A 23,820-nucleotide genomic window follows, 5' to 3' on the forward strand; every position below is an offset into this window, starting at 1 on the left:
CGATGGCAGCACAGACCGCCCTTACACCACTCCCGGTATTCGCCCCGACCCGGGAAGCATCCGAACTGGCGCGGATCGCGCTCGCGCTGCGCAAGCAGGTTGTGCACATGGTGGCGCGCACCGGCCAGGGGTATGTCCAGCAAGGGCTCGGCGCGGCCGACCTGTTCGCCACGCTGTACTTTTCGGAACTGAATCTCAAGCCCGAAGATCCGGCATGGCCGCAGCGCGACCGCTTTATCCTGTCCACCGCGCATAACACCGCCATTTTCTACGCCACGCTGGCCGCGCGGGGCATCCTGGACGCACGGCGCCTGGACACCTATTGCGACGACGGTTCCGAACTGGAGATCAACGCGTCGGAACGCCTTGGCCCCATGATCGAGGCGACCTGCGGCTCGCTGGGCCAGGGCCTGTCCGTCGGCGTGGGCATGGCCGCCGCGCTCAAGCGCTCGGGCAGCAACAGCCGCGTCTATGTGGTGCTGGGCGACGGAGAGCTGCAGGAAGGCCAGGTCTGGGAGGCCGCGCTGGTCGCCGGCAACTGGGGCCTGGACAACCTCTGCCTCATCATCGACGCCAACGCCATGCAGGTCGAAGGCCACATCAATCAGGTCCAGCCCGACGAACCGCTGGCGGACAAATGGCGCGCGTTCCGGTGGCACACGCATGACATCGACGGCAACAGCATTCCCGCCTTGCTGAAAACGCTGCAACTCGCGCGCACCGTTCCCGGACAGCCGCATTGCATCATCGCGCGCACGCTGGTCGGCAAGGGCGCGCCCTCGCTCGAAGGGATACTGGGACACAACCTGAAGCTGCCGCCGCAGGCCGCCGCTCTCGCGCTGCAAGAACTCGATCATCTGGAGATCCAGGCATGAGCCGCTCTCAAGACAACCTGGCCGTCAATGATTTCACCGACCGCTCCGGCGCCCCGGCCGCGCGCCGGATCTATGGCGAGGCGCTGCTGGCCGCGGCCCGCCGCGACCCGCGCATCGTGGCGCTGACCGCGGACCTGAGCGGCCCCACGGAAACCGACATCTTCCGCGACGCCCTGCCCAACCGCTTCTACCAGGCCGGCATCGCCGAAGCCAATATGGTCGGCATGGCAGGCGGGATGGCGCGCTGCGGCTGCATCCCGTTCGTGCATACGTTCAGCGTCTTCGCCACGCGCCGCACCTACGACCAGGTCGCCATGCAGGTGGCCTATCCCGGATTGAACGTCAAGCTGGTCGGTTTCATCCCGGGCGTGGACACCTTGCTCGGCGTGAGCCACCAGGCCATCGACGACGTGGCCCTGATGCGCGCCCTGCCCCGCATGCGCATCCTGGAACCGGCCGCCGGACAGGCCGCCGCCGCAGTGGAAGAGGCGCTGGCCTACGACGGACCCGTCTATCTGCGCCTGGCGCGAGCCAACGGGGCCACGCCCGCTGCGAGCCGCCCGTCGTCCGAGCAGGGACTCGCCAGGCTGCGCGCCGGACGAGACGGCCTGCTCCTGGCCAGCGGCCTGAGCATTCCGATCGCCGAAGCCGCCGCCGCCGAACTCGCTCGTCAGGGCAAGGACGTGGGCGTCGTCGCCGTCACGTCGCTCAAGCCGCTGAACCCCGCCATAGCGGCCATGGCGCGCGAAGTGCCCACGGTGATCACGGTGGAAAACCATTCGATCATCGGCGGCCTGGGCTCGGCCGTGGCAGAGTTGCTCATGGAAAACAAAGTCGCGGTCAATTTCGCTCGCGTCGGCGTACGCGACACGTTTACCCATGGCGGCACGACGCCTTACCTGATGGCCGAGTTCGGCATGGACGCTCCGGCCGTCGTGCGCGAATTCCTGCGCGTGGCCGGCACCGCGTAAGGACTGGCGGCCAGGCCCTTGGCCCCTTGGGCCAGGCAGATGTGACACGGATAGCAATCGCTGTATTGCAGCCGATCAATCTGTCTAGCCCAACGGCCGCAATGGGTCGAAAGCCGTCCGCCATCAACGACTGCTTACGACCTATTTGAGACATGGGACGAGCGGCTGTCAGGAATGCCAGAACCCGGCCGCGACATCAGAACGTAGATTCGGCCTTGACTCGACCACCGTCATGCTCACGGCCTCAGGCTCATCCTGGTTCTATCCCTCTAACCCACCTGACCCCATAGCGACAGTACCCATAACACCCCCTACTCCTTGACGGCAACCGTATAGTTCAACGCCAACCTCCCCCCATCCGCATACACCGTCTGCCCCGTCACATAACTGGAATCATCGCAAGCCAGAAACACCGCCACCTTGGCGACTTCGTCCGGCGACCCCAACCGCTGCATCGGAATCCGCGACAGCACGGTCTTGCGGGCGTCGGGGTTGCTGGTAATCGTGGCCAGGATCTCGGTATCGATGCTGCCCGGCCCGATGGCGTTGACCCGTATCCCATGCGGCGCCAGGGACAGCGCCATCGATTTGGTCATCTGCCGCACCGCGCCCTTGCTGGCGCCGTAGGCCAGCTGGTCGGGCATGGCCAGTTCCGCGGTCATCGAGGACAGCGTGACGATGGCGCCGTTGCCGCGTCCGCCCGCGACCATGGCGCGCGCGGCGGCCTGGGCGACCAGGAAGGTGCCGCGCACGTTGACGTTCATGACGGCGTCCAGGTCTTCCAGTGTCAGGTCCAGGAAGTCGGCGGCGCGGATCACGCCGGCGTTGCAGACGCAGACGTCCAGGCCGCCCCAGCGGCGCACGCATTCGTCGGCCAGCGCCTGGGCGTCGGCCGGGTCGGTCACGTCGGCCGTCGCGGCGGCGGCGCGGTCTCCCAAGGAGCGGGCCGCCGCCGTCAGTTCGGCCTGCTTGCGGTCGGCCAGCAGCACGCAGGCGCCCTCGGCGACGAAGCGCCGCGCGATGGCCAGGCCGATGCCGCCGGCCGCGCCGGTGACGAGCGCCACTTTGTCCTGCAATCTCATTTCAGACTCCCACGTAGGCGGCCACCAGGTCGGGCCGTTTGGACAGTTCGGCCGAGCTGCCGCGCCACACGGTCACGCCTTTGTCGAGGATGACGTTGCGGTCGGACAGGCGCAGCAGGGCCGTGGTGTTCTTGTCGACCACGATCATGGACAGGCCTTCGGCTTTCAATTGCGCCAGCACGCGCCAGATTTCGGCGCGCACCACGGGCGCCAGGCCTTCGGTGGCTTCGTCCAGGACCAGCAGCCTGGGGTTGGTCATGAGCGCGCGGCCCAGGGCCAGCATCTGCTGTTCGCCGCCGGAGAGCTGGGTGCCCAGGTTGGCGCGGCGTTCGCGCAGGCGCGGGAACAGGTCGTAGACGCGCTCCAGCGTCCAGTTGCGGGCGCCGCCGCGCGCGATGGCGGTGGCGACGAGGTTTTCTTCCACGGTCAGGGTCGGGAAGATCTGGCGGCCTTCGGGCACGAGGGACAGGCCCATGCGGCCGATGCGGTACGGCGCCAGCCCGCGCAGCGAGCGGTCGCCGTAGCGGATGCTGCCCTGGCTGGCCGGCAGCAGGCCGAACAGGCATTTGATGACGGTGCTGCGACCCATGCCGTTGCGGCCGATCAGGCCGAGGACTTCGCCCTCGCCCACGTCCAGGTCCACGCCGAAGAGCGCCTGGCAATGGCCGTAGGCCGCCGTCAATCCGCTGATGCTCAACATGGCGGCTCCTTATGCGTCGGCGTCGTCGCCCAGGTAGGCGCGGCGCACGTCGGGATGGTTGCGTATCTGTTCGGCGCTGCCGGTGGCGATGATCTTGCCGTAGACCAGCACGCTGATGCGGTCGGCCAGCGCGAAGACGGCGTTCATGTCGTGCTCGACCAGGACGATGGTGTAGCGGCCTTTGAGGCTTTGCAGCAGGGCGATGACACCGGCGCTTTCGGCCGCGCTCATGCCTGCCATGGGTTCGTCCAGCAGCAGCACCGAGGGCTCGCCGGCCAGGGCCATGGCGATTTCGAGCTGGCGGCGCTGGCCGTAGGCCAGGCTGGCGACCTCGGCCTCGGCCACGTCTTCGAGCCGGCAGGCGCGCAGCGCCTGGGTGGCGGCGTCCACGACGTCGGCGCAGTCGCGCAGCGCGGTCCAGGGCGACAGGCGCCGGCGGCGCTTGCGCAACGCGGCCAGGCAGGCGTTGTCGAGCACGGTGTAGCTGTCGAAGACCGAGGTCACCTGATAGGAGCGCAGCATGCCCTGGGCGACGCGCTCCTGGACAGAAGCGCGCGAGACGTCGGCCGCGCCCAGGCGCACGGCGCCGCCGTCGGGCCGCAGTTCGCCCGACAGGAGGTTGATGAGCGTGGTCTTGCCGGCGCCGTTGGGGCCGATCAGCGCGTGCAGTTCGCCGGGGGCCACGTCCAGCGATACGCCGTCGGTGGCCTTGAGGCCACCGAAGCGGCGCACCAGGTCGTGGGTGGACAGGCCGGCCGGCGCGGAGGCGGTTTGCATGGTCATGCGGAGGCCTCCTTGGCCAGGGTGTCCGGCGGACGGCGGTCCTGCTGGCCGTCGCCGGCCGGCGGCGCAGCGGCGGGCGCGGCGGGTCCGGCCGGCGGCGCGCGCCGCAGCCAGGCCAGGGAATTGCCGTAGCCGCCCTTGGCGAGCATGGCGATGACGACCACGGCCGGTCCCATCAGCAGCATCCAGTGCTGCGTCAGGCTCTTGAAGGCTTCTTCCATCAGCAGGTAGGCGATGGCGCCGACGATGGGCCCGAGCACGCTGCCCAGGCCGCCGATCACGACCATGACGATGAGCTCGCCCGAGACGGGCCAGGACATGTAGCTGGGCGAGGCGAAGGCGGTCAGGTTGGCCAGCAGCAGGCCGGCGACGCCGGTCAGCACGCCCGAGGCGACGTAGGCCGTCAGGCGCACGCCGAACACGGAGTAGCCCAGCGCGTCCACGCGCCGCGGGTTGGCGTGGGTGGCGCGCAAGATCATGCCGAAGGGCGAGCGGCGCAGGCGCAGCATGCCGATGCTGCAGACCAGCAGCAGCGCCCAGGCCGCCCAGTACACGGGCAGGCTGCCGTCCAGTTCGAACAGGCCGAAGGCGCTGGCCTCGTAGATGTTCAGGCCGTCGTCGCCGCCGTACTCGCGCAGGCTGACGGCCAGGAAATAGAACATCTGGGCGAAGGCCAGCGTGATCATGATGAAGCCGATGCCGGAAGTGCGCAGACAGACCGTGCCGACCACCAGCGCCACCAGCGCGCATACGGCGATGCAGACGGCCAGCTGCAGCCAGCCGTTGCCGAAGCCGTAGTAGCTGAGGATGCCTACCGCGTAACAGCCCAGGCCCAGGAACATGGCGTGCCCGAAGCTGACCAGGCCGGCGAAGCCCAGCACCAGGTTCAGCGCCAGCGCGGCCAGCGCGTAGATCAGGATGCGCGCGCCCAGGGTGACGTAGAACGGTTCTCCCAGCCATTGCGCCGCGAACGGCACGCCGGCCAGGACCAGGAACAGCAGGGGCAGCGCCCAGCGCCGCTTGTCGTTTGCTTGCATGATGTTATGCCCTTGCGCGGCGCCGTCAGCGCCGCGCGGAAAAGACCAGGCCCTGCGGCCGGAATGCCAGCACCACCGCCATCAGCACGTAGATCAGCATGGAGGCCAGCGCCGGGCCGACCGCGTTGGCGACCGAGGCGTCGAAGACCGCGCGCAGCATGTCGGGCAGGAAGGCGCGGCCCAGCGTGTCTATCATGGCGATCAGCAGCGCCGCGACCAGGGTGCCGCGCACCGAGCCGATGCCGCCGACCACGATCACCACCAGCGCCAGGATCAGCACCGGCTCGCCCATGCCGGACTGCACCGACAGGATCGGCCCGGCCAGGGCGCCCGCCACGCCGGCCAGCACCGCGCCCAGCAGGAACAGCAGCGTTTTCTGGAGGTCGACGTTGGCGCCCAGCACGCTGGCCATGGGCGCGTTGCTGGCGCCTGCGCGGATCAGCATGCCGAAGCGCGTGCGCTGGATCAGGAACCAGGCCCCCAACGCCACCAGCGCCCCCACCCCGATGATCATCAGCCGATACACCGGGTAGTCGCTGCCGAACAGGCTGACCGCGCCGTCCAGGCTGCTCGGCACGGCCGCGAAATACGGCCGGCTGCCCCAGATGACCGAGGCCAGCTCGTTGAAGAACATCATCAGGCCGAAGGTGGCCAGCACCTGGTACAGGTGATCGTGGCGGTACAGCGGCCGCGCGATCAGGCGTTCGAGCACCACGCCGACGAAGCCGCTGCCGACCACCGCCGCCAGGATGGCGAAGGCGAACGAGCCGCTGGCGTTGTAGGCCGTGGCGCCCAGGAACGCCCCGATCATGTAGAGCGAGCCGTGCGCCAGGTTGATGAAGTTCATGATGCCGAAGATCAGAGTCAGCCCCGAGGACAGCAGGAACAGCAGCGCGCCCAGCTGCAGGCCATTGAGCAGTTGGGACAGCAGTAGTGATCCGTTCATGGGCGTTCCGTTATTTCATCGGGCAGTCGGCCACGTAGGCGTCCTGGTGGTCGGTGAACACGGTGGCCAACTGCTTGACGTCGACGTTTTCACCGTTTTTCACGACCTGATAGGCGTACAGGTTCTGCACCGGCATGTTGTTGGTGTTGAAGCGGAACGAGCCGCGCACCGAGGGGAAGCTGGCGCCCGCCGCCTTGACCGCGGCGGCCAGCTTGCGGCTGTCGCCGAGCTTGCCGTCGAGCTGCTTGACCGCCGCGTCCAGCAGATAGGCGGCGTCATAGCCGCCCACCGCGTACTCCGACGGCAGCCGTCCGTACTTGGCCTTGAAGGCTTCGACGAATTTGCGGTTCTGCGGATTGTCCAGCGTGGTCGCCCAGGGCGTGCCGTAGATGGCGCCGGTGGCCTGGTCCTTGAGCGCGGCCAGCGTGTTGGAGTCGATCAGGCTTTCCGAGAAGAACGGCAGTTTCTCCATCAGGCCGGCCTGGCGCAGCTGGCGCACGAAGTTCACGCCCACCCCGCCGGTGTAGAACACGAAGAGCGCGTCCGGCCCGGCCGACTGCATGCGCGAGATCTCGGCGGAATAGTCCAGCTGGCCCAGCTGGGTATAGATTTCGTCGGCCGGCGCGGCGCCGTAGAAGCGCTTGAAGCCGGCCAGCTTGTCCTTGCCGGCCTGGTAGTTGGACGACATCAGGTAGGCGCGCTTGTAGCCCTGGTCCTTGACGTACTTGCCCATGGCCTCGGACATGCTGTCGTTCTGCCAGCCCAGCACGAACAGATTGGGCAGGCACATGCGTCCGGCGATCGGCGCGGGGCCGGCGTTGGTGGATATCGCCACCACGCCGGATTCCTTGATGCGCCGCAGTTCGGCCATGAGCACGTTGGAGAAGCCCAGGCCGACGATCGCGTCGACCTTGTCCTTCTCGATGAATTTCTGCACGATCTGCGCGCCCACGTCGGGCTTGAGCTGGTCGTCTTCGCGGATCACCACCGCCTTCTGGCCGCCCAGGCTGCCGCCCAGCTGCTCGATGCCCAGCATCAGGCCGTCGTACTGGTCCTGGCCCAGCGCCGCCTGCGGCCCGGACAGCACGCCGGTAAAGCCGATGCGGATGTCCGCCATTGCGGCGCTGGCCGCCGTCAGGGCCGCGATGGCGGCCAGCGCGGACAGCCCGCGTGCGTATGCTTGCATGGTATGTCTCCTTTGGAGGATGGGCGGCGGCGCCGTTCTTTGCGGCGCCTGCCGGGGGGGTTCAGAGCTTCACGCAGACATTGCGCAGCTCCGTATAGAACTCCAGCGAATGCACGCCGCCCTCGCGGCCGATGCCCGATTGCTTCGAGCCGCCGAAGGCCGTGCGCAGGTCGCGCAGGAACCAGGAATTGATCCAACAGATGCCCACCTCCAGCGCCCGGCCCATGCGGTGCGCGGTGCCCACGTTGGTGGTCCATACGCTGGCGGCCAGGCCGTAGGGCGTGGCGTTGGCCAGCGCGATCGCCTCTTCCTCGGTGTCGAAAGGCGCGACGTGGCAGCACGGCCCGAAGATCTCCTGCTGGATGACGGCCGAGGTCTCGGGCAGCCCGGTCCAGACGGTGGGCTGCACCCAGGCGCCGGCGGCCAGTTCGCCGGGCATGTCGGGCACGCCGCCGCCGGCCACCACCGTCGCGCCTTCTTCGCGGGCGCGGTTGTAGTAGCCCAGCACCTTGTCGCGGTGGCGTTGCGAAATCAGCGGGCCCAGGTTGACGCCCGGGTCCTTGGGACGGCCCAGCGTGAAGCCGCGCGCACGCTCGCCCAGCGCCGCCACGAAGCGTTCGAAGATCGGACGCTGCACGTAGACGCGCTCGGTGCCCAGGCAGACCTGCCCGGTGTTGTCGAACGCCGCGCGCGCGATGCCGGCGACCGCCTTGTCGAAGTCGGCGTCGGCGAACACGATGCCGGCGTTCTTGCCGCCCAGCTCGAACGACACCGGCCGCACGCCCACGGCGGCGGCCTGCATGATGGCCTCGCCCGTGCGGGTCTCGCCGGTGAAGGTGATGCCGTCGACCAGCGGATGGCGGGTGAGCTTTTCTCCGGCGGAGCCCGGGCCGCGCCCGTGCACCACGTTGTAGACGCCGGCCGGCACGCCGACCTCGTTCATCACTTCGCCCAGCAGCGTGGCCGTGCCCGGCGTGTCCTCGGAAGGCTTGACCACCACCGTGTTGCCGCAGGCCAGCGCCGGACCGACCTTCCAGGTCATCAGCAGCAGCGGCAGGTTCCACGGACAGATCACGCCGATCACTCCGCGCGGCACGCGCACCCCGTAGTTAAGCGCGTGGCCGTTGTCCGGGGTTTCCAGGTCGAAGGTCTCGTTGGGAACGTTGCGGATCAGGTCGGCGAAGATCTTGAAGTTGGCCGCGCCGCGCGGGATGTCCAGGTGGCTGGCCAGCGCATAGGGCTTGCCGGTGTCGGCGATCTCGGCGTCGACGAAGTCGTCGAAGCGGCGGTTGATGCCATCGGCCACCGCGTGCAGCAGTTCGACGCGCTGCTGGGTCTTCAACTGGCCCCAGGGGCCGCGCAGCGCGGCCTTGGCCGCCCGCACCGCGGCGTCGATCTCGGCGTCGCCGGCCTCGTGCACGCGCCCGACCAGGCGGTTGTCGACCGGGTCGCGGTTGTCGAAGGTGTTGCCGGTGGCGACCCACTGGCCGTTGATGAAGTTGCGGAAATCGGTCATTGCTTCCTCGGTTGTGACAGGTCGGCCAGCGCCGCTTCGGGATCGCCGGCGCTCAGGTATTCCCACATGCGTTCGTAGATGCGGCCGGTGCCGACGGCGCGCCGGGCCGCTTCTTCGAGGGCCAGCGTCGGGCCCTCATTGGCCAGGCCGGCCGAACGCAGCTGCAATTCGATGCGGGCCGCGTCTTCCAGATACCAGGTCAGCACGACGGCATGCATGAGGGACTCGGCCGCCACCACCGCGCCGTTGCCGCGCATGGCCACCGCGCGGGCCGCGCCCAGCGTCTCGGCCACGCCGCGCGCCTGCGCGTCGCTGCGCACCAGCTGCGGATCGTCCCAGAGCGGCACGGCCGGGGAAAAATACGAACCCATGCCGTGGCGCGGCTGCGGCGTGACCCGGGCCGTGGACAGCGTCATAACGGTGGGCGGCATGGACCGCACCACCCCGCCCACGTCCGGGCGCAGCCGGTAGATGTGCTGATGGATGCGCACTTCGCCCAGCACACCCTCGGGCAGCTCGCCATGCACCGGCACCACCGTGCCGGGCTCGCCCGGTTCGATCAGGCCCATGGGCCGGGCCGCGCACACCAGGAAATGGTCGGCGTCGATGCGGGCGCTGCAATGGCCGTAGGCATGGACCAGGTTGGCGCGGGCCAGCGCGCGGGCCGCGACGCGCACCAGCGCCTGCTGGCCGGAATCCGGCGCGGCGCTCACGACTTGAACTCCGGGATATCGGGCTTGGCGCCCCACATGCAGAACGAGGACGGTATCGCGGGGAAGCTGCGCGGCCGGTAGGTTTTTTCGTCTTCGGCGCTGATCAGACGCACGCCGGTGGAGTATTCGTAGATCATGCCGTCGGGTCCGTCGAAATACAGGAACATGGCGCCCGAGGTCGGATGCCGGCCGGGGCCGAAGCGGATCGGCACGTTCCACTCGCGCAGCTGATACCAGGCGCGCATGATGTCGTCGATGCTCTCGACCTGGTGATTGATGTGCTGCACGCCCGGATAGCTGGACGGGAACAGCGCGATCTTGTGGTGCACCTCGTCGATGCGCAGCAGCGGCGCCTCGCCGATGCGGTCGCTGACGCGGGCCGACAGCAGGCCGGTCCAGAAGGCCTCGTCGCGGCGCGCGTCCAGCGTGCGCAGGCCGATGTGCGAAAACCCCGTGATGCCGGCGTCGCGGCCGGGAAAGTAGCGCCGGCCGCTGTGCTGCGGCGCGTGCACCAGTTCGATGCGGTTGCCGGAAGGGTCGATGAAGCTGAGGAAGTCGCGCACGTAGCGCTGCTCGGCCGCTTCGCGGCTGCCGGCCTGCACCGTGTAGCCGCTGCGTTCCAGCACGGCGCCGGCCTGCTCCAGTTCTTCGGCGGTGTCGACCTCGAAGGCCGAGGTATGGTCGCGCGGATCGCCCTCGAAATAGCAGAGCGTGTGGTCGCGCGAATCGGATTTGAAATAGACCGCGCCGTGCTCCTTGCGGGCCAGTTCCAGCCCCAGCACGGTGGTCGCATAGCACACCGCCGCATCGAGGTCGCGCGTGCCCAGCCGGACGTACCGGATGTCGTGTAGCCGTATCACTGCCTGTCTCCTCGCGCCTGTGGCCGGTGTTGCGCGGGTCGCGCGGTCCGGCTCGGGTTGGCGGCGCCATTTTTTTCTACGATAAGCATCAAAAATCTCGGCGTCAATAATTTTTATCGAGATTTTTGCGGGACGCTGTAGTCCCAGGCCCATCCGAGTCCGCGCCGCATTCCCACGCGACTCCCCAGTTGAAAAAAACCGACACCGCGCGCGAGGCCCGTTGATTCGACTACATCACTTCTATAGAATCTTCAATTCGGGACATTGCCCATGTTTGGCATGATCCGTCCTATTTTCACTTCAACACACCTCAGGGAGGCGCAATGATGTACGCACAAACCGCCTTCCCGCGCGTGTCCCCGCGACGCAATTAAGTCGTCGCCCGCGCGGGCCCGTCGCCGGATGCTTATCTGGCGACCGGTCCCCCGTGCCCGCCCCAAACCCGTAAACGCAATGCCTGCGCCGACCGCGCGGGCCGTTCCTTCCTCTTTCCACACAAGGACTCCCGGCGTCCTGGTGACGCCGGGCCATTGCAATGGCTAGAAAAAAACTCGATCTGCGAGGACAGGCCTTCAAGGACGTTCTCGGTTTTACCTTCCGCCACTGGCGCGAGCAGCCCTGGCGCACGGCGCTGATCGTGGCGCTGGCGCTCTTGTCGTCGCTGGCCGACGTGCTGACGCCGCTGTACGCCGGCCGCCTGGTCGACGCGGTGGCCTCCGGCGCCGCCGGCGACGAGCTGGTCTGGAGCGCCGCGGTGACCTCGTTCTGGCTGCTGATCGCGCTGGGCGTGGGCAGCACGCTGCTGCGCCAGGCGGTGTTCCAGAACATCATCACCTTCACGCTGAAGATGATGAACGCCATCGTCTCCAACGCCTTCTACCGCGTGCAGCGCTTTTCCACCGACTGGCACGCCAACAGCTTCGCCGGCTCGACGGTGCGCAAGGTCACGCGCGGCATGTGGGCGGTGGACATCCTCAACGACACGCTGCTGATCGCGCTGCTGCCCTCCGTCGTCATGCTGGTCGGCGCCACCGCGCTGCTGGGCGCGCACTGGCCCATGATGGGTCTGGTGGTGGGCGCCGGCTCGGTGCTGTATATCGCCGTCACGACCACGCTGTCGCTGCGCTACGTGGCGCCGGCCGCGCGCCTGGGCAACGCCTGGGACACGCGCATGGGCGGCGCGCTGGCCGACGCCGTCACCTGCAACGCGGTGGTCAAGGCCTTCGGCGCCGAGACCCGCGAAGAGGTCCGGCTCGGCCGCGTGGTCGACAAATGGCGCAACCGCACGCGCCGCACCTGGGTGCGCGGCACGATCAACGGCGGCGTGCAGGGCGCGATGCTGGTGGCGATGCAGGCCGGCATCCTGGGCATGGCCCTGCTGCTGTGGTCGCGCAACGAGGCCAGCGTGGGCGACATCACCTTCGCGCTGACGATGTTCTTCATGCTGCAGGGCCACCTGCGCGACGTGGGCATGCACATCCGCAACCTGCAGCGCTCGGTCAACGACATGGAAGAACTGGTCGCGCTGGGCCGCCAGCCGCTGGGCGTGGACGACCGTCCCGGCGCAGGCGAGCTGCGCGTGACCGCCGGGGAGATCCGCTTCGAGGACGTGAGCTTCCGCTACGGCGCGCACGACACGGCCCTGTACGACGGGTTCTCGGTGCGCATCGCGCCGGGCGAGCGCGTCGGGCTGGTGGGGCATTCCGGATCGGGCAAGACCACGTTCATCAAGCTGATCCAGCGCCTCTACGACGTCAACGGCGGACGCATCACCATCGACGGGCAGGACATCGCCCAGGCTAAGCAGGCTTCGCTGCGCAGCCAGATCGCGATCGTGCAGCAGGAGCCGGTGCTGTTTCACCGCACCCTGGCGGAGAACATCGCCTATGCGCGCCCCGGCGCCACACAGGCCGAGATCGAGCAGGCCGCGCGCCTGGCCAGCGCCCATGATTTCATCATGGCGCTGCCCAAGGGCTACGCCACGCTGGTCGGCGAGCGGGGCGTGAAGCTGTCGGGCGGAGAACGCCAGCGCGTCGCGATCGCGCGGGCGTTCCTGGCCGACGCGCCCATCCTGATCCTGGACGAGGCCACCTCCAGCCTGGACAGCGAAAGCGAAGTGCTGATCCAGCGGGCGATGGACCGCCTGATGGAGGGCCGCACGACGCTGGTGGTGGCGCACCGCCTGTCGACCGTGCGCGCGCTGGACCGCCTGCTGGTGATGGACCACGGCCGCGTCATCGAGGAAGGCAGCCACGAAGCGCTGATCCAGCTCAAGCACGGGCTGTACCGCCGCCTGTTCGAGCGCCAGGCCCTGGAACTGACCAAGGGCTTCAAGCCGGACGAACTGCTGGAAGACGGCGCGACGCCGCCGCCGGTGCGCGATCCGGAAACGGACACGGAAGCCGGCGAGGACGCCTACGCCTACGCCAAGTAAGGCCCGCGCCGGCCAGCGCCGCCCGCGTCATGCGGGGCGCTGCGCCAGCGTCAGGCGCAGGCCGAAGCCGATCAGCGTCAGCCCGAAAATCCAGCCCTGGATTTTCCGGGCGCGCGGGCTGGCCGACATCCAGCGCCCCACCGCGCCGCCGGCCAGCGCGCACATCACGTCGAACGCCAGCCCCAGGCCGACCACGATCGCGCCCAGCACGGCGAACTGGCGGCCGATCGGCCCGTAGGCCGGCGACACGAACTGCGGCAGCAGCACCGAGCAGAACAGCAGGGCCTTGGGATTGAGCACATTGGTCAGCACGCCGCTCAGCAGCGCCGGCCCCCAGCCGGCGCGGCGCGGCGCCGCCCCGCTCACGGCGTCATACGACACCGGCCCGGCGCGCAGCAGCCGCAGGCCCAGCCACACCAGATAACCGCCGCCCAACGTGCGCGCAATATCGAACGCCCACGGGTGGGTCTTGAACAGCGCCGCCAGGCCCAGCGCGGCCAGCGTCACGTGGGCCGCCCGCGCAATCGCCAGCCCGGCGGCCACCGCCAGCGCCTGCCCGCGTCCACGCAGCACCCCGGTTTCCAGCAGCAGGATCATGTCGGGGCCGGGCACCACATAGACGATCAGCAAGGCCCCCAGAAACATCGCCATATCCGCCATCGCCCCGCTCCAATCCGTCCAGAAGAAGGCGATCATTCTAGAAAAAACGGGCTGGCATGTGCTTGCTATTACTGCCACCTGGCCTATCATTATTGGCATACCTCACCAATAACTGATCCATCAACATAAGTCCATGCCAAAACGCGAACTGGACGGCTACGACCGCCGCATCCTGGAGGCCCTGCAGCAGAACGGCCGCCTCACCAACGTCGAACTGGCCGAGCAGATCGGGCTGTCGCCCTCGCCCTGCCTGCGCCGGGTGCGCCTGCTGGAAGAAGCCGGCGTGATCCAGGGCTACGAGGCGCGGCTGGCCCCCGACGAGGTCGGGCTGGGCCTGACCGTCTTCGTCGGCATCAAGGTCGAGCGCCACCACGAGCGCGACGCGGCCGAGTTCCGCAAGGAAGTCAGCGCGCTGCCGGAAGTCATCGCCGCGCACCTGGTGTCGGGCGAATCGGATTTCCTGCTGCAGGTGGTGGTGCCGGACCTGCGCGGCTACGAGCGTTTCCTGCTCGACACGCTGCTGAAGCTGCCCGGCGTGAAAGACATACGCAGCAACTTCGCGATCCAGACGGTCAAGCCGCAAAGCCCCCTGCCCCTGGACCACCTGGCCAGGTAGGCGCGCCTACGCCGGCATCGCCGCCGCGGCCCGCTCCACCGCCTGCGTACGGTGCTCGAAGCGGGCCTGCGATTGCGCCAGATAGCGCTGCACCACGGCCGCTTCCGAGGTCTCGGGCGTGCCGCCGGGAAACGGCGGCTTGGGGTCGTACTCGATCTGCAGCTGGATCAGCTTGGCCACGTCCTCGCCGCACAGCTGCGCCACCACCAGCAGCGCCATGTCTATGCCCGAGGTCACGCCGCCGGCGGTGAACAGCCGGCCGTCCACGCACAGCCGCTCGCCGCTGGGCGTGGCCCCGAAACGCGACAGCAGTTCGCGCGCGCGCCAGTGGCTGGAGGCGCGCTTGCCGCGCAGCAGCCCCGCCGCGCCCAACAGCAGCGAACCGGTGCAGATGCCGAACACGTAAGCGGCGGCCAGCCCCTGCCTGCGGGTGAAGTCCACCCACTCCGGATCGACGATGGCGTCGTCGGTGCCCGGCCCGCCCGGCGCCACCAGCAGATCGCAGGGCGGCGCCGACGCCAGGGTCTGCGTGGGCACGAACCGCAGCCCGCGGTCGCAGCGCACCGGATCGCGCGTTTTTGCGACAAAATCCACGGTGAAGCCCGGCGCGTTGGCCAGCACTTCGTACGGCCCGGTCATATCCAGCTGGGTCAGCCCCTCGAACAAGAGAAAATTCACATGCATGACGATGCTCCTTCAGAAACGCCGGCTTCCAGCATAGGCGCAGGCGCGCATCGCGGCGCGCCAATTGCGGGCGCGGACGCGCCACGGGAGATCGTGTTCGCGCTGTACGACGGTTTCCAGCCGCTGGACCTGGCCGGGCCCTGGCAGGCCTTCAGCTCGGCCAACGACGAAGCCGGCCGCCCGCTGTACCGGCTACGCACCGTCGCCGCCGCGCCGCTGGCCGCGACCTGGGACCAGGGCCTGCGCATGCAGGCCGACGGCGTCTATGCGCAGGACGGCGATGCGCCCGTCGACACGATCGTCGTGCCCGGCGGCCCCGGCGCGGACCTCGCCAGCGCCGACGCCGGAATCCAGGCCTGGCTGCGCCGCCGCGAACCGCGCGCGCGGCGCGTCTGCAGCGTGTGCACCGGTGCCTTCGTGCTGGCGGCCACCGGCCTGCTGGACGGGCTGTCCGTCACCACCCACTGGCGCTCGGCCGCGCGCCTGCAGGCGCAGCACCCCGCGCTGCGGGTGCAGGACGACCGCATCTATATCGAAAGCGGCAAGTACTGGACCTCGGCCGGCGTGACCGCGGGCATCGACCTGGCGCTGGCGCTGATCGAGCGCGATTTCGGCGCGGGCCTGTCGCAGCAGGTGGCCCGCCGGCTGGTGGTCTTCATGCGGCGCAACGGCGACCAGCGCCAGTACAGCCAGACGCTGCGCCTGCAGGACCGGATGGCCGCGCCGTTTCGCGAGCTGCTCGAAAAAATGGAAGCGCGCCTCTCGGCGCGCTGGTCGGTGGACGACATGGCCGAGGCCTGCGGCATGTCGCGGCGCAGCTTCCAGCGCAAGTTCGCCGCGCATTTCGGCGTGCCGCCCAGCGAGGCGCTCAAGCGCCTGCGCGAGGAACGCGCCGCCGCGCTGGCCGCGACCGGCAAGCTGCCGCGCAAGGAACTGGCGCGGCAGTTCGCGCTGCGCTCGGCGCCCAAATGAAGCTTCAGCCCGCCAACCCCACCGACACCCCGCCGCACACGTACAGCAGCTGGCCGGTGATGTAGCCGGCGCGCGGGTCCAGCAGCATGGCGACGGCATGCGCCACTTCCTGGGGCTGGCCCACGCGGCCCATCGGGATCGAGGCCTCCAGCGCCACGGTCTGCGGCGCGCCCGGCGGATTCGACTCGTTGAACAGCTCGGTGGCCACCGGACCCGGCGCCACGGTGTTGACCGTGACGCCGTCGGCGGCCAGCTCCAGCGCCCAGGTCCGCGTCATGCCGGCCAGACCGGCCTTGGACGCGCCGTAGGCCGTGCGCCCGCCCTTGCCCAGTCCGGCGCGACTGCCTATGTTGACCACGCGCCCGTAGCGCGCCGCGCGCATGCCGGGCAACAGCGCCTGCATCAGCAACAGCGGCGCCGTCATGTTCAGCGCGAGCGTGCGCGCCAGCTGCTCCTGGGTCACGTCTTCGAGGCGGGCGACCTGGATCATGCCGGCGTTGTTCACCAGGTTCAGCACCGGGCGTTCAGCCGCCAGTTCGCGCGCGGCGGCGACGGTGGCGGCGGCGTCGCCCAGGTCCACCGAGCGGAAGGTTTCGCCCGGCAGCAGCGCCTCGGGCGCGCCGCGGCTGAAGTTGACGACCTCGTAGCCGTCCTCGACCAGGCGCGCCACGATGGCGCGGCCGATGCCCCGGCTGCCGCCGGTGACCAGTGCGGTGGGCTTGCTCATTGCGCGGTGATTCCCTTGTCCTTGATGAGGCCGCCCCACTTCTTGCGCTCCTCGGTTTCGAAAGCCGCCAGGTCCGCGCCGAAGCGCGTGCCGGGCTTGGCCCCCATGCCGGCGAAGTTCTTGGCGATGGCTGGGCTTTGCAGGCCGCTGCGCGCCGCTTCGATCAGTTGCTTGACCACCGGCTCGGGCGTGCCGCGCGGCGCGTACAGCGCGAACCAGGCCGTGACGTCGAAGCCCGGCAGGCCCGACTCCGCCACGGTCGGCAGTTCCGGCGCCGAAGGATCGCGGGTCGCCGAGGTCACGGCCACGCCGCGCACCAGGCTGCCGTCCTTGATCTGCGCCAGCGAGCCGGGCAGGTTGTCGAACAGCAGGTCGACCTGGCCGCCGGCCACGGCCGGCAGCGAAGCGGAGGTTCCCTTGAACGGCACGTGCAGCATGGTCACGCCCGCCATCGCCTCGAAATACGCCCCGGTCAAGTGTACCGAGGAACCGACGCCGGGCGAGGCGTAGGTCAGCTTCTTGTCCTTGGACTGCTTGGCCGCCTGGATCACGTCGGCCACGGTCTTGTAGGGCGACTTCGCACTCACCGCGATGACGTTGGGCGTGGTGGACACGAGCGCGATCGGCACCAGGTCGCGTTCGGGATCGAACGGCATGTTGCGGTACAGGAACTGGTTGATGGTCTGCGTGCCGATGGTGCCCAGGCCCAGCGTATAGCCGTCGGCCTTGGCGCGGGCCACGTAGGCCATGCCGATATTGCCGCCCGCGCCGGGCCGGTTCTCGACCAGCACGGTCTGCTTCAGCCCCGGCTCCAGCGCGTGCGCGATGGCGCGGCCGAACAGGTCCGCGCCGCCGCCCGGCGGGTAAGGGACCACGACCGTCACGGGATGGTCGGGATAGCCCGCGGCCTGGGCCGCCGGCAGCGCCAGCACGGTCAGCGCGGCGATCGCGCAGCGGCGCCAGCCGGTGCGCAGAGGCAGGAATTGCGTCATGCTGTGGTCTCCTCTCGAACCCGCTGGTCGCGGGCTTTTTCTGGTACTTTTTTAAAAGTACGTAAATACGTACTATATGCATAAAAGCATAGAAAACCGATGGGAGACAAGTAGATGAAACGCTGGAACCGACGCCCGGAAGGATCGACCTGGGGCGACTTCGGCGCCGACGACGAGCTCGGCCGCCTGAACCTGCTGACCGAAGAAAAAGTGCTGCAGGCGGTGCGCGAGGTGCGCGCCGGCAAGGTGTTCTGCCTGTCCCTGCCGCTGGACCTGCCCGGCGGCAACGTCCTGAACCCGCGGCGCCACGCGCCGCAGCTCAGGCCCACGTTCCGCGAGGGCACGCCCTACCTCAATTTCCAGATGTCGCAGGTGCAGCCGGAAGCGGTGGACGTGCTGTCCGACGACCAGGTCACGCTGTCGATGCAGTACTCGACGCAATGGGACGGCCTGTGCCACGTGGGCGCGATGTTCGACATCCACGGCGACGGCGAGCCGCGCCGCGTCTACTACAACGGCTACGCCGCCGGCGTGGACGTGTTCGGCGGCGCCGACGCCGACGCCTGCTGCCCGCCCGGCGGCTCGTACGCGCGCAAGCTCAGCGTCAGCCGCTACGCCGAGAAAGGCATGCAGGGCCGCGGCGTGCTGGTGGACCTGGAGCGCGCCTTCGGCCCCGGCCGCAAGCTGGTCGGCCACGCCGAACTGCAGGCGGCCATGCTGGCCCAGAACGTCTCGGTCGAAAGCGGCGACATGCTGGTGCTGCGCACCGGCTTCGCCGAAGCGGTCGTGGCCATGGACGGCCAGCCCGACGCGCACGCGCTGGAGCAGACCGGCGCGGTGCTCGACGGCTCCGACCCGGCGTTGCTGGACTGGATCACGCGATCCGGCATCGCGGCGCTGTGCGCCGACAACTACGCGGTCGAGGCCTATCCGGCCCGCAGCTCGGGGCCGGGCCATTCCATCCTGCCGCTGCACCACCACTGCCTCTTCAAGCTGGGCGTGCCGCTGGCCGAACTCTGGTACCTGAAGGACCTGGCCGACTGGCTGCATGCCGAGGGGCGCAACCGCTTCCTGCTGACGGCCCCGCCCCTGCGCATGCCGGGCGCGGTGGGTTCGCCCGTGACACCCATCGCCACGGTGTGAATCATGGACCTGCCCTACTCGACTTTCTCCGCCCACCTGGACGCGCTGGCCGAGCGCCAGCCCGACAGCCCGCTGCTGATCGACCGCGACACGCCCGTCAGCGCCGCCGCGCTGCGCGCGCGCAGCCGGGCGCTGGCCGCGGGCCTGGCGCGGCTGGGCGTGCGGCCCGGCCAGCGCGTGGCGGTGTGGCTGCCGAACTGCTCGGCCTGGGTGGAATCGTTCCTGGCCTGCGCGCACCTGGGCGCGCTGGTGCTGGCGGTCAACACCCGCTTCCGGGCGCTGGAAGTGGCCGACATCCTGGGCCGCGGCCAGGCCGACTGGCTGATCTACTGGCCGGGGTTCAAGGGCATCGACTTCCAGGGCATCCTGGACCAGGTCGCGCCGCAGCACCTGGCCCGGCTGGCCGGCGCCGTCGCGCTGGCGCAGCCCGGCGAATCGCCGGCGGTGCACGGCCGGCCCGCGCACCGCTACGCAGACCTGCTGGCCTGCCCCGATCCCGCGCCGGCCGCGCACGGCAACGCCGGCGTGTTGTGCTTCACCACTTCCGGCACCACGTCCAAGCCCAAATTCGTGCTGCACGACCAGGCCACGCTGCTGCGCCACGGCGCGACGGTGGCCGCGGCCTACGGCTACGACGCGCATAGCTGCGTGCTGGCCAGCGCGCCGTTTTGCGGCGCCTTCGGTTTCGCCACGCTGGCCGGCGGACTGGCCCGGGGCGTGCCGGTGGTCTGCGCGCCGGTCTTCGACGCCGCCGAATCGGCCGCCGCCGTGCGCCGCTACGCCGTCACGCACACCTACGCCAACAACGAAGCGCTGGTCGGCATGATGCAGGCCGGCGCGCCGGGCGACTTCGCCTCGGCCCGGCTGTTCGGCTTCGCCAGCTTCACGCCGGCGCTGGACCACATGCTGGACCTCGCGCGCGAGGCCGGCGTCCCGCTTACCGGCCTGTACGGTTCCAGCGAACTGGTGGCGCTGGTGGCCGGCCAGCCGCGCGACCCGGCCGAGGGCGACGTCTCCGCGCGCCACCAGCCGGGCGGCACGCTGATCTATCCCGAGGCCCGGGTGCGCGCCCGCGACCCGGCCAGCGGCGAGATCCTGCCGCACGGCCAGTCCGGCGAACTCGAAATCCTCTCGCCCAGCCTGATGCGCGGCTACCTCGACAACCCCGAGGCCAGCGCCGCCGCCGTCACGGACGACGGCTATTTCAAGACGGGCGACCTGGGCTATACGCTGACGCCGCGCCAGTTCGTGTTCCAGACCCGCATGGGCGATTCGCTGCGGCTGTCCGGCTTCCTGGTCAACCCGGTGGAGATCGAACAGCTCGTCGAGACCCTGCCCGGCGTGCGCGCCTGCCAGGTGGTCGGGGCCACCCGCGCCGGCAAGATCGTGCCCTACGCCTTCGTGCTGCTGCGCGCGGGCGCGCAGGCCGACCCGGCCGGCTGGACCGCGGCCTGCAAGGCGGCCATGGCCGGCTTCAAGGTGCCGGCGGGCTTTACCGTGCTCGACGCCTTCCCTTCGGTGGAAAGCGCCAACTCGGTCAAGATCCAGAAGCACCGGCTGCGCGAAATGGCCGACGCGCTCCTCTCCGCTTCCTCGCCCTGACCATGGCCGCGCGCAAACTTTTTTCGCACAGCCCGCAGCCGCTCTATCTGCAGGCGGCCGCGCTGTTTCGCAGCCATATCCAGAACCGCACCTGGCGACCCGGCCAGCAGATCCCGCCGCTGGACGCGTTGATGGCCACCTACGGCATTTCGCGCGCCACCATCCGCCAGGCCTTCGGCCTGCTGGAGGAGGACGGCCTGATCCGGCGCTCGCGCGGCTCGGGCACCTTCGTCAACGCCGAACTGCCCGAAGTCCCCACGCTGCTGATACCCAAGACCTGGGCCGAAACCGTCGAGCTGAGCAATCAGCTGGGCACGGTGTCGCTGGTGGAGTCCAGCGCCGACTCGCCGCTGCCCGATTCGCTGGGCATGCCTTGCGAGGCCGAGCGCGGCGGCAGCTTCCAATATCTGCGCCGGGTCCACACCACCGAGGCTGGCCCGTTCTGCTACAGCGAGGTGTTCCTCGACAGCGGGCTGTTCCGCAAGCACCGCGCCCGCATCCGCAAAAGCACCGTGGCGCCGGTGCTGGACCAGTACTACGGCGCGCGCATCGACGAGGCGCGGCAGGTGCTCAACGTGATCGAGGCCGGCCAGGAATCGGCCGAGTCCCTGCAGATCCCCGTGTCCTCCCCTGTCGCCGAACTGCGGCGCTATGTCTGCATCGACGGCCGCGTGGTGTATTTCGCGCGGCTGGAATTCCCTTTCCGCAAGGTGCGCATGGAATTCGACCTGCTTGGCAGCCGCTGACCGCGCCCTTCCTTTCCCGCAGCATCCGCAACGGAGACCGCCATGAAACGCCCTGGAACGCCACGGATTTTCCCGCAGTTGCGCAGCGCCCTCGCCCTGGTTTTCGCCAGCTCCGCCGTCACCGCCGGGGCCGCGGCGGCCCCGCCCGGCGCGATTTCCGACGACATCGTCCGCCTGGGGCTGATCCTGGACATGAGCGGCGTGTACGCCGACGTGACCGGCAAGGGCAGCGCCACCGCGGCGCAAATGGCGATCGAGGATTTCGGCGGCACCGTGCTGGGCAGGAAGATCGACCTGCTGGTGGTGGACCACCAGAACAAGGCCGACATCGCCGCGGCCAAGGCGCGCCAGTGGTACGACACCGAACAGGTGGACGCCATCATGGACGTGGCCGGCTCGGCGCCCGCGCTGGCGGTGCTGGAAGTCGCGCGCGAAAAGAAGAAGATCGTGGTCTACAGCGGGCCGGGCACCGAGCGCATCACCAACGACCTGTGCTCGCCCTACTCCGTGCACTACACCTACGACACCTGGTCGCTGGCCAACACCACGGCGCGCGCCACCGTCGAACAGGGCGGCAAGAGCTGGTACTTCCTGACCGCCGACTATGCCTTCGGCCACACCTTGCAGGCCTCGGCGACCGAAGTGGTGAAGGCCAACGGCGGCACCGTGCTGGGCGCGTCGCGCCACCCGCTGGGCTCCAGCGACTTCGCCTCCTACCTGCTGCAGGCCCAGGCCAGCCGCGCGCAGATCGTGGGCCTGGCCAACGCCGGCGGCGACACCGTCAACGCCATCAAGGCGGCCAGCGAATTCGGCCTGACCAAGGGCGGCCAGAAAATGGCCGGGCTGCTGCTCTACATCAACGACATCCACGCCATCGGCCTGCAGGCCGCTGCCGGCCTGACCCTGACCGAGGCCTTCTACTGGGACATGAACGACCAGACGCGCGCCTGGTCCCAGCGCTACTACGACAAGCTCGGGAAAATGCCCAACATGAGCCAGGCCGGCACGTATTCGTCCGTGATGCACTACCTGAAGGCCGTGCAGGCCGCCGGCACCGACGAAACCGCCGCCGTCATGAAGCAGATGAAGTCCATGCCGATCAACGACTTCTTCGCCGCCAACGGCCGCATCCGCGAAGACGGCCGCATGGTGCACGACATGTATCTGTTCGAGGTCAAGCAGCCGTCGGAGTCCAAGCGCCCCTGGGACTACTACAAGCTGGTGGCCACCCTGCCGGGCGACCAGGCCTTCATGCCGCTGTCGAAGTCCAGCTGTCCGCTGGTGAAGCGGTAGGACGGCGTCCTCACCGCCGCAGCGCGGAGTCGAGCTCCAGCACCGTCTGGTACAGCACGCGGGCGCCATCCAGCAGCTGCTCGGGCTCGATCCATTCCTCGGGACAATGGCTGCGCCCGTTCAGGCAGGGGATGAAGATCATCCCCATCGGCCCCGTGGGCGCCATGTAGACGGCATCGTGCCCGGCGCCGCTGGGCAGGCGCATCGAGGCATATCCCAACCGCTGCGATGCGGTTTCGACCGCGCTCATCACCAGCGGCGAGCAATCGGTGGGCGCGGCGCGGCTGACCGGCGTCATGGACGCGGTCAGCCTCAGCGCCTTCAGGCCGTCGCCCACCTCGTCCATCAGCGCCTCCGGAAAGCCGTCCAGCACGGCGTCGCTGTCGCTGCGCACCTCCAGCACCATCTCCACCCTGCCCGGCACGGCGTTGGCGGCATTGGGCGTCAAGGTCAGGCGCCCCACGGTGGCGACCACGTAATGGGGCGCGCCATTCAACGCGCTGGCCCGACGGTGGGCGGCGTCGATGAACCGGGCCGCGCCCACCAGGGCGTCGCGGCGGATGTCCATGGGCGTGGTGCCGGCGTGGTCCGGCTGCCCGTCCACGGTGATCAGCACCCGGCGGATACCGACGATGTTGGTGACCACGCCGATGGGTATGCGGCGGCTTTCCAGCACCGGGCCCTGTTCGATGTGCAGTTCGACGAACGCCGCGGTGCCGCCCGGACCGCGCAACGGCGCATGCAGCGCCTGCGGGTCCGCGCCGATGCGGCGCAGGCCCTCGGCCAGGCTTTCTCCCTGCGGGTTGCGCGCGGCCAGCATGGCGCTGTCCAGCTTGCCGCTCAACGCGCGGCTGCCGATGCACGAGGGACCGTAGTCGCTGGGCTCCTCGGAAAGAAAATCGATCACCTCGAACGGATGCGCCAGCTCGACGCCATGTTCCCGCATCGCGTGGGCGACTTCGATGCCGGCCAGTACGCCGATGATGCCGTCGAAGCGGCCGCCGCCGGACACCGTATCGCAATGCGAGCCGGTGGATATCGGCTTGCGGCCAGGGTCGCGCCCGGCCCTGCGTCCCGTCAGGTTGCCGCCGGCGTCGAGGCCGACCTGCAGGCCCGCGGCCTCGAATTCCTGGCGCAGCCAGTTTCGCGCTTCGGTGAACAGGGGCGAGAACGCGCGCCGGGTCCAGGGAACGCCGGGTTCGGTGAATCCGGCCAGGGTCTCGACGCGGCGCCACAGACGCTGCGCGTTCAGGGGAGGAAATTCGGCTGACATATTCCCGCC

General features: G+C 69.3%; 23 protein-coding genes. 9 read left to right on the forward strand and 14 right to left on the reverse strand.

From position 1 onward, the window contains the following. The first annotated feature begins 2 nt into the window (after positions 1-2). Both AC1M14_RS15760 and AC1M14_RS15765 read left to right on the forward strand, forming a co-directional pair. The gene (locus tag AC1M14_RS15760) at positions 3-875 is read left to right on the forward strand and encodes a transketolase (RefSeq protein ID WP_168202128.1); all 873 of its coding nucleotides are present in this window, start codon (positions 3-5) and stop codon (positions 873-875) included. After that, positions 872-1,846 carry a transketolase family protein gene (locus AC1M14_RS15765; RefSeq protein WP_479729983.1) on the forward strand — a complete coding sequence of 325 codons (975 nt, stop codon included), beginning with the start codon at positions 872-874 and terminating at the stop codon, positions 1,844-1,846. The genes AC1M14_RS15760 and AC1M14_RS15765 overlap by 4 nt, the downstream gene beginning before the upstream one ends. Before the next feature lie 311 nt (positions 1,847-2,157). On the opposite strand, the gene AC1M14_RS15770 is transcribed toward AC1M14_RS15765, so the two are convergent. The 9 genes from AC1M14_RS15770 to AC1M14_RS15810 form a co-directional block, all read right to left on the reverse strand. After that, positions 2,158-2,928, reverse strand: coding sequence for an SDR family NAD(P)-dependent oxidoreductase (locus AC1M14_RS15770; protein ID WP_102771433.1), 771 nt, complete (start codon positions 2,926-2,928; stop codon positions 2,158-2,160). A 1-nt stretch (position 2,929) separates the two neighbouring features. After that, positions 2,930-3,628: an ABC transporter ATP-binding protein gene (locus AC1M14_RS15775; RefSeq protein WP_479729984.1), complete on the reverse strand. Its 699-nt coding sequence runs from the start codon at positions 3,626-3,628 to the stop codon at positions 2,930-2,932. A 9-nt stretch (positions 3,629-3,637) separates the two neighbouring features. Beyond that, positions 3,638-4,411, reverse strand: a complete 774-nt coding sequence (locus tag AC1M14_RS15780) for an ABC transporter ATP-binding protein (protein WP_102771435.1) — start codon at positions 4,409-4,411, stop codon at positions 3,638-3,640. Continuing rightward, on the reverse strand, positions 4,408-5,448 hold the full coding sequence (locus AC1M14_RS15785) for a branched-chain amino acid ABC transporter permease (protein WP_111825373.1): 1,041 nt from the start codon (positions 5,446-5,448) through the stop codon (positions 4,408-4,410). The genes AC1M14_RS15780 and AC1M14_RS15785 overlap by 4 nt, the downstream gene beginning before the upstream one ends. 25 nt (positions 5,449-5,473) lie before the next feature. Continuing rightward, entirely contained in the window at positions 5,474-6,394 is a 921-nt protein-coding gene (locus AC1M14_RS15790; protein WP_102771437.1) for a branched-chain amino acid ABC transporter permease, read from the reverse strand. 10 nt (positions 6,395-6,404) lie between these two features. Continuing rightward, positions 6,405-7,580: an ABC transporter substrate-binding protein gene (locus AC1M14_RS15795; RefSeq protein ID WP_102771438.1), complete on the reverse strand. Its 1,176-nt coding sequence runs from the start codon at positions 7,578-7,580 to the stop codon at positions 6,405-6,407. Positions 7,581-7,641: 61 nt separating this feature from the next. Then, positions 7,642-9,096, reverse strand: a complete 1,455-nt coding sequence (locus AC1M14_RS15800; protein WP_102771439.1) for a 2-hydroxymuconic semialdehyde dehydrogenase — start codon at positions 9,094-9,096, stop codon at positions 7,642-7,644. Beyond that, positions 9,093-9,809, reverse strand: coding sequence for a class II aldolase/adducin family protein (locus AC1M14_RS15805; RefSeq protein WP_479729985.1), 717 nt, complete (start codon positions 9,807-9,809; stop codon positions 9,093-9,095). The genes AC1M14_RS15800 and AC1M14_RS15805 overlap by 4 nt, the downstream gene beginning before the upstream one ends. Next, a complete protein-coding gene (locus AC1M14_RS15810) occupies positions 9,806-10,669 on the reverse strand; it encodes a VOC family protein (RefSeq protein ID WP_479729986.1) in 864 nt (287 codons plus the stop codon). The genes AC1M14_RS15805 and AC1M14_RS15810 overlap by 4 nt, the downstream gene beginning before the upstream one ends. 535 nt (positions 10,670-11,204) lie before the next feature. Between AC1M14_RS15810 and AC1M14_RS15815 the strand changes: the two genes are divergently transcribed. Next, positions 11,205-13,103: an ABC transporter ATP-binding protein gene (locus AC1M14_RS15815; RefSeq protein WP_102771441.1), complete on the forward strand. Its 1,899-nt coding sequence runs from the start codon at positions 11,205-11,207 to the stop codon at positions 13,101-13,103. 27 nt (positions 13,104-13,130) lie between these two features. Here AC1M14_RS15815 and AC1M14_RS15820 read toward each other — a convergent pair whose 3' ends face one another. Next, positions 13,131-13,754 (reverse strand): LysE family translocator, encoded by a 624-nt coding sequence (locus AC1M14_RS15820; protein ID WP_258231328.1) that lies wholly within the window; start codon positions 13,752-13,754, stop codon positions 13,131-13,133. Positions 13,755-13,896: 142 nt separating this feature from the next. Here AC1M14_RS15820 and AC1M14_RS15825 point away from each other — a divergent pair, with 142 nt between their 5' ends. Further along, positions 13,897-14,379, forward strand: a complete 483-nt coding sequence (locus AC1M14_RS15825) for an Lrp/AsnC family transcriptional regulator (protein WP_102771443.1) — start codon at positions 13,897-13,899, stop codon at positions 14,377-14,379. Between the two features lie 6 nt (positions 14,380-14,385). Here the strand turns inward: AC1M14_RS15825 and AC1M14_RS15830 are convergent, their stop codons facing one another. After that, complete coding sequence (locus tag AC1M14_RS15830) at positions 14,386-15,063, reverse strand: DJ-1/PfpI family protein (protein WP_479729987.1); 678 nt, start codon at positions 15,061-15,063, stop codon at positions 14,386-14,388. Positions 15,064-15,153: 90 nt separating this feature from the next. On the opposite strand from AC1M14_RS15830, the gene AC1M14_RS15835 reads away from it, so the two are divergent. Beyond that, positions 15,154-16,035 (forward strand): GlxA family transcriptional regulator, encoded by an 882-nt coding sequence (locus AC1M14_RS15835; protein WP_479731809.1) that lies wholly within the window; start codon positions 15,154-15,156, stop codon positions 16,033-16,035. Positions 16,036-16,039: 4 nt separating this feature from the next. On the opposite strand, the gene AC1M14_RS15840 is transcribed toward AC1M14_RS15835, so the two are convergent. Next, positions 16,040-16,762: an SDR family oxidoreductase gene (locus AC1M14_RS15840; protein WP_102771446.1), complete on the reverse strand. Its 723-nt coding sequence runs from the start codon at positions 16,760-16,762 to the stop codon at positions 16,040-16,042. Further along, on the reverse strand, positions 16,759-17,754 hold the full coding sequence (locus tag AC1M14_RS15845; RefSeq protein WP_111825382.1) for a Bug family tripartite tricarboxylate transporter substrate binding protein: 996 nt from the start codon (positions 17,752-17,754) through the stop codon (positions 16,759-16,761). Before AC1M14_RS15845 ends, AC1M14_RS15840 begins: the two co-directional genes overlap by 4 nt. A gap of 114 nt (positions 17,755-17,868) precedes the next feature. On the opposite strand from AC1M14_RS15845, the gene AC1M14_RS15850 reads away from it, so the two are divergent. From AC1M14_RS15850 to AC1M14_RS15865, 4 genes are read left to right on the forward strand one after another with little or no spacing between them, the layout of a single operon-like run. Next, positions 17,869-18,897 (forward strand): cyclase family protein, encoded by a 1,029-nt coding sequence (locus AC1M14_RS15850; protein WP_102771448.1) that lies wholly within the window; start codon positions 17,869-17,871, stop codon positions 18,895-18,897. A gap of 3 nt (positions 18,898-18,900) precedes the next feature. Beyond that, positions 18,901-20,499, forward strand: coding sequence for an AMP-binding protein (locus tag AC1M14_RS15855; RefSeq protein WP_479729988.1), 1,599 nt, complete (start codon positions 18,901-18,903; stop codon positions 20,497-20,499). Between the two features lie 2 nt (positions 20,500-20,501). Further along, positions 20,502-21,245, forward strand: a complete 744-nt coding sequence (locus AC1M14_RS15860; protein WP_479729989.1) for a GntR family transcriptional regulator — start codon at positions 20,502-20,504, stop codon at positions 21,243-21,245. A 42-nt stretch (positions 21,246-21,287) separates the two neighbouring features. Further along, on the forward strand, positions 21,288-22,538 hold the full coding sequence (locus AC1M14_RS15865; RefSeq protein WP_209164895.1) for an ABC transporter substrate-binding protein: 1,251 nt from the start codon (positions 21,288-21,290) through the stop codon (positions 22,536-22,538). A 10-nt stretch (positions 22,539-22,548) separates the two neighbouring features. Here the strand turns inward: AC1M14_RS15865 and AC1M14_RS15870 are convergent, their stop codons facing one another. After that, positions 22,549-23,811, reverse strand: coding sequence for a Zn-dependent hydrolase (locus AC1M14_RS15870; protein ID WP_111825386.1), 1,263 nt, complete (start codon positions 23,809-23,811; stop codon positions 22,549-22,551). Between the last annotated feature and the right edge of the window lie 9 nt (positions 23,812-23,820).

It is taken from the genome of Achromobacter sp. SX5 (genome assembly GCF_056711425.1).

What these genes read in the sequence shown, in the direction of transcription:
- AC1M14_RS15760 (WP_168202128.1), top strand. Translation starts at nt 3, where the DNA reads ATGGCAGCACAGACCGCCCTTACACCACTCCCGGTATTCGCCCCGACC.
- AC1M14_RS15765 (WP_479729983.1), top strand. Translation starts at nt 872, where the DNA reads ATGAGCCGCTCTCAAGACAACCTGGCCGTCAATGATTTCACCGACCGC.
- AC1M14_RS15770 (WP_102771433.1), bottom strand. Translation starts at nt 2,928, where the DNA reads ATGAGATTGCAGGACAAAGTGGCGCTCGTCACCGGCGCGGCCGGCGGC.
- AC1M14_RS15775 (WP_479729984.1), bottom strand. Translation starts at nt 3,628, where the DNA reads ATGTTGAGCATCAGCGGATTGACGGCGGCCTACGGCCATTGCCAGGCG.
- AC1M14_RS15780 (WP_102771435.1), bottom strand. Translation starts at nt 4,411, where the DNA reads ATGACCATGCAAACCGCCTCCGCGCCGGCCGGCCTGTCCACCCACGAC.
- AC1M14_RS15785 (WP_111825373.1), bottom strand. Translation starts at nt 5,448, where the DNA reads ATGCAAGCAAACGACAAGCGGCGCTGGGCGCTGCCCCTGCTGTTCCTG.
- AC1M14_RS15790 (WP_102771437.1), bottom strand. Translation starts at nt 6,394, where the DNA reads ATGAACGGATCACTACTGCTGTCCCAACTGCTCAATGGCCTGCAGCTG.
- AC1M14_RS15795 (WP_102771438.1), bottom strand. Translation starts at nt 7,580, where the DNA reads ATGCAAGCATACGCACGCGGGCTGTCCGCGCTGGCCGCCATCGCGGCC.
- AC1M14_RS15800 (WP_102771439.1), bottom strand. Translation starts at nt 9,096, where the DNA reads ATGACCGATTTCCGCAACTTCATCAACGGCCAGTGGGTCGCCACCGGC.
- AC1M14_RS15815 (WP_102771441.1), top strand. Translation starts at nt 11,205, where the DNA reads ATGGCTAGAAAAAAACTCGATCTGCGAGGACAGGCCTTCAAGGACGTT.
- AC1M14_RS15820 (WP_258231328.1), bottom strand. Translation starts at nt 13,754, where the DNA reads ATGGCGATGTTTCTGGGGGCCTTGCTGATCGTCTATGTGGTGCCCGGC.
- AC1M14_RS15825 (WP_102771443.1), top strand. Translation starts at nt 13,897, where the DNA reads ATGCCAAAACGCGAACTGGACGGCTACGACCGCCGCATCCTGGAGGCC.
- AC1M14_RS15830 (WP_479729987.1), bottom strand. Translation starts at nt 15,063, where the DNA reads ATGCATGTGAATTTTCTCTTGTTCGAGGGGCTGACCCAGCTGGATATG.
- AC1M14_RS15840 (WP_102771446.1), bottom strand. Translation starts at nt 16,762, where the DNA reads ATGAGCAAGCCCACCGCACTGGTCACCGGCGGCAGCCGGGGCATCGGC.
- AC1M14_RS15845 (WP_111825382.1), bottom strand. Translation starts at nt 17,754, where the DNA reads ATGACGCAATTCCTGCCTCTGCGCACCGGCTGGCGCCGCTGCGCGATC.
- AC1M14_RS15850 (WP_102771448.1), top strand. Translation starts at nt 17,869, where the DNA reads ATGAAACGCTGGAACCGACGCCCGGAAGGATCGACCTGGGGCGACTTC.
- AC1M14_RS15855 (WP_479729988.1), top strand. Translation starts at nt 18,901, where the DNA reads ATGGACCTGCCCTACTCGACTTTCTCCGCCCACCTGGACGCGCTGGCC.
- AC1M14_RS15860 (WP_479729989.1), top strand. Translation starts at nt 20,502, where the DNA reads ATGGCCGCGCGCAAACTTTTTTCGCACAGCCCGCAGCCGCTCTATCTG.
- AC1M14_RS15865 (WP_209164895.1), top strand. Translation starts at nt 21,288, where the DNA reads ATGAAACGCCCTGGAACGCCACGGATTTTCCCGCAGTTGCGCAGCGCC.
- AC1M14_RS15870 (WP_111825386.1), bottom strand. Translation starts at nt 23,811, where the DNA reads ATGTCAGCCGAATTTCCTCCCCTGAACGCGCAGCGTCTGTGGCGCCGC.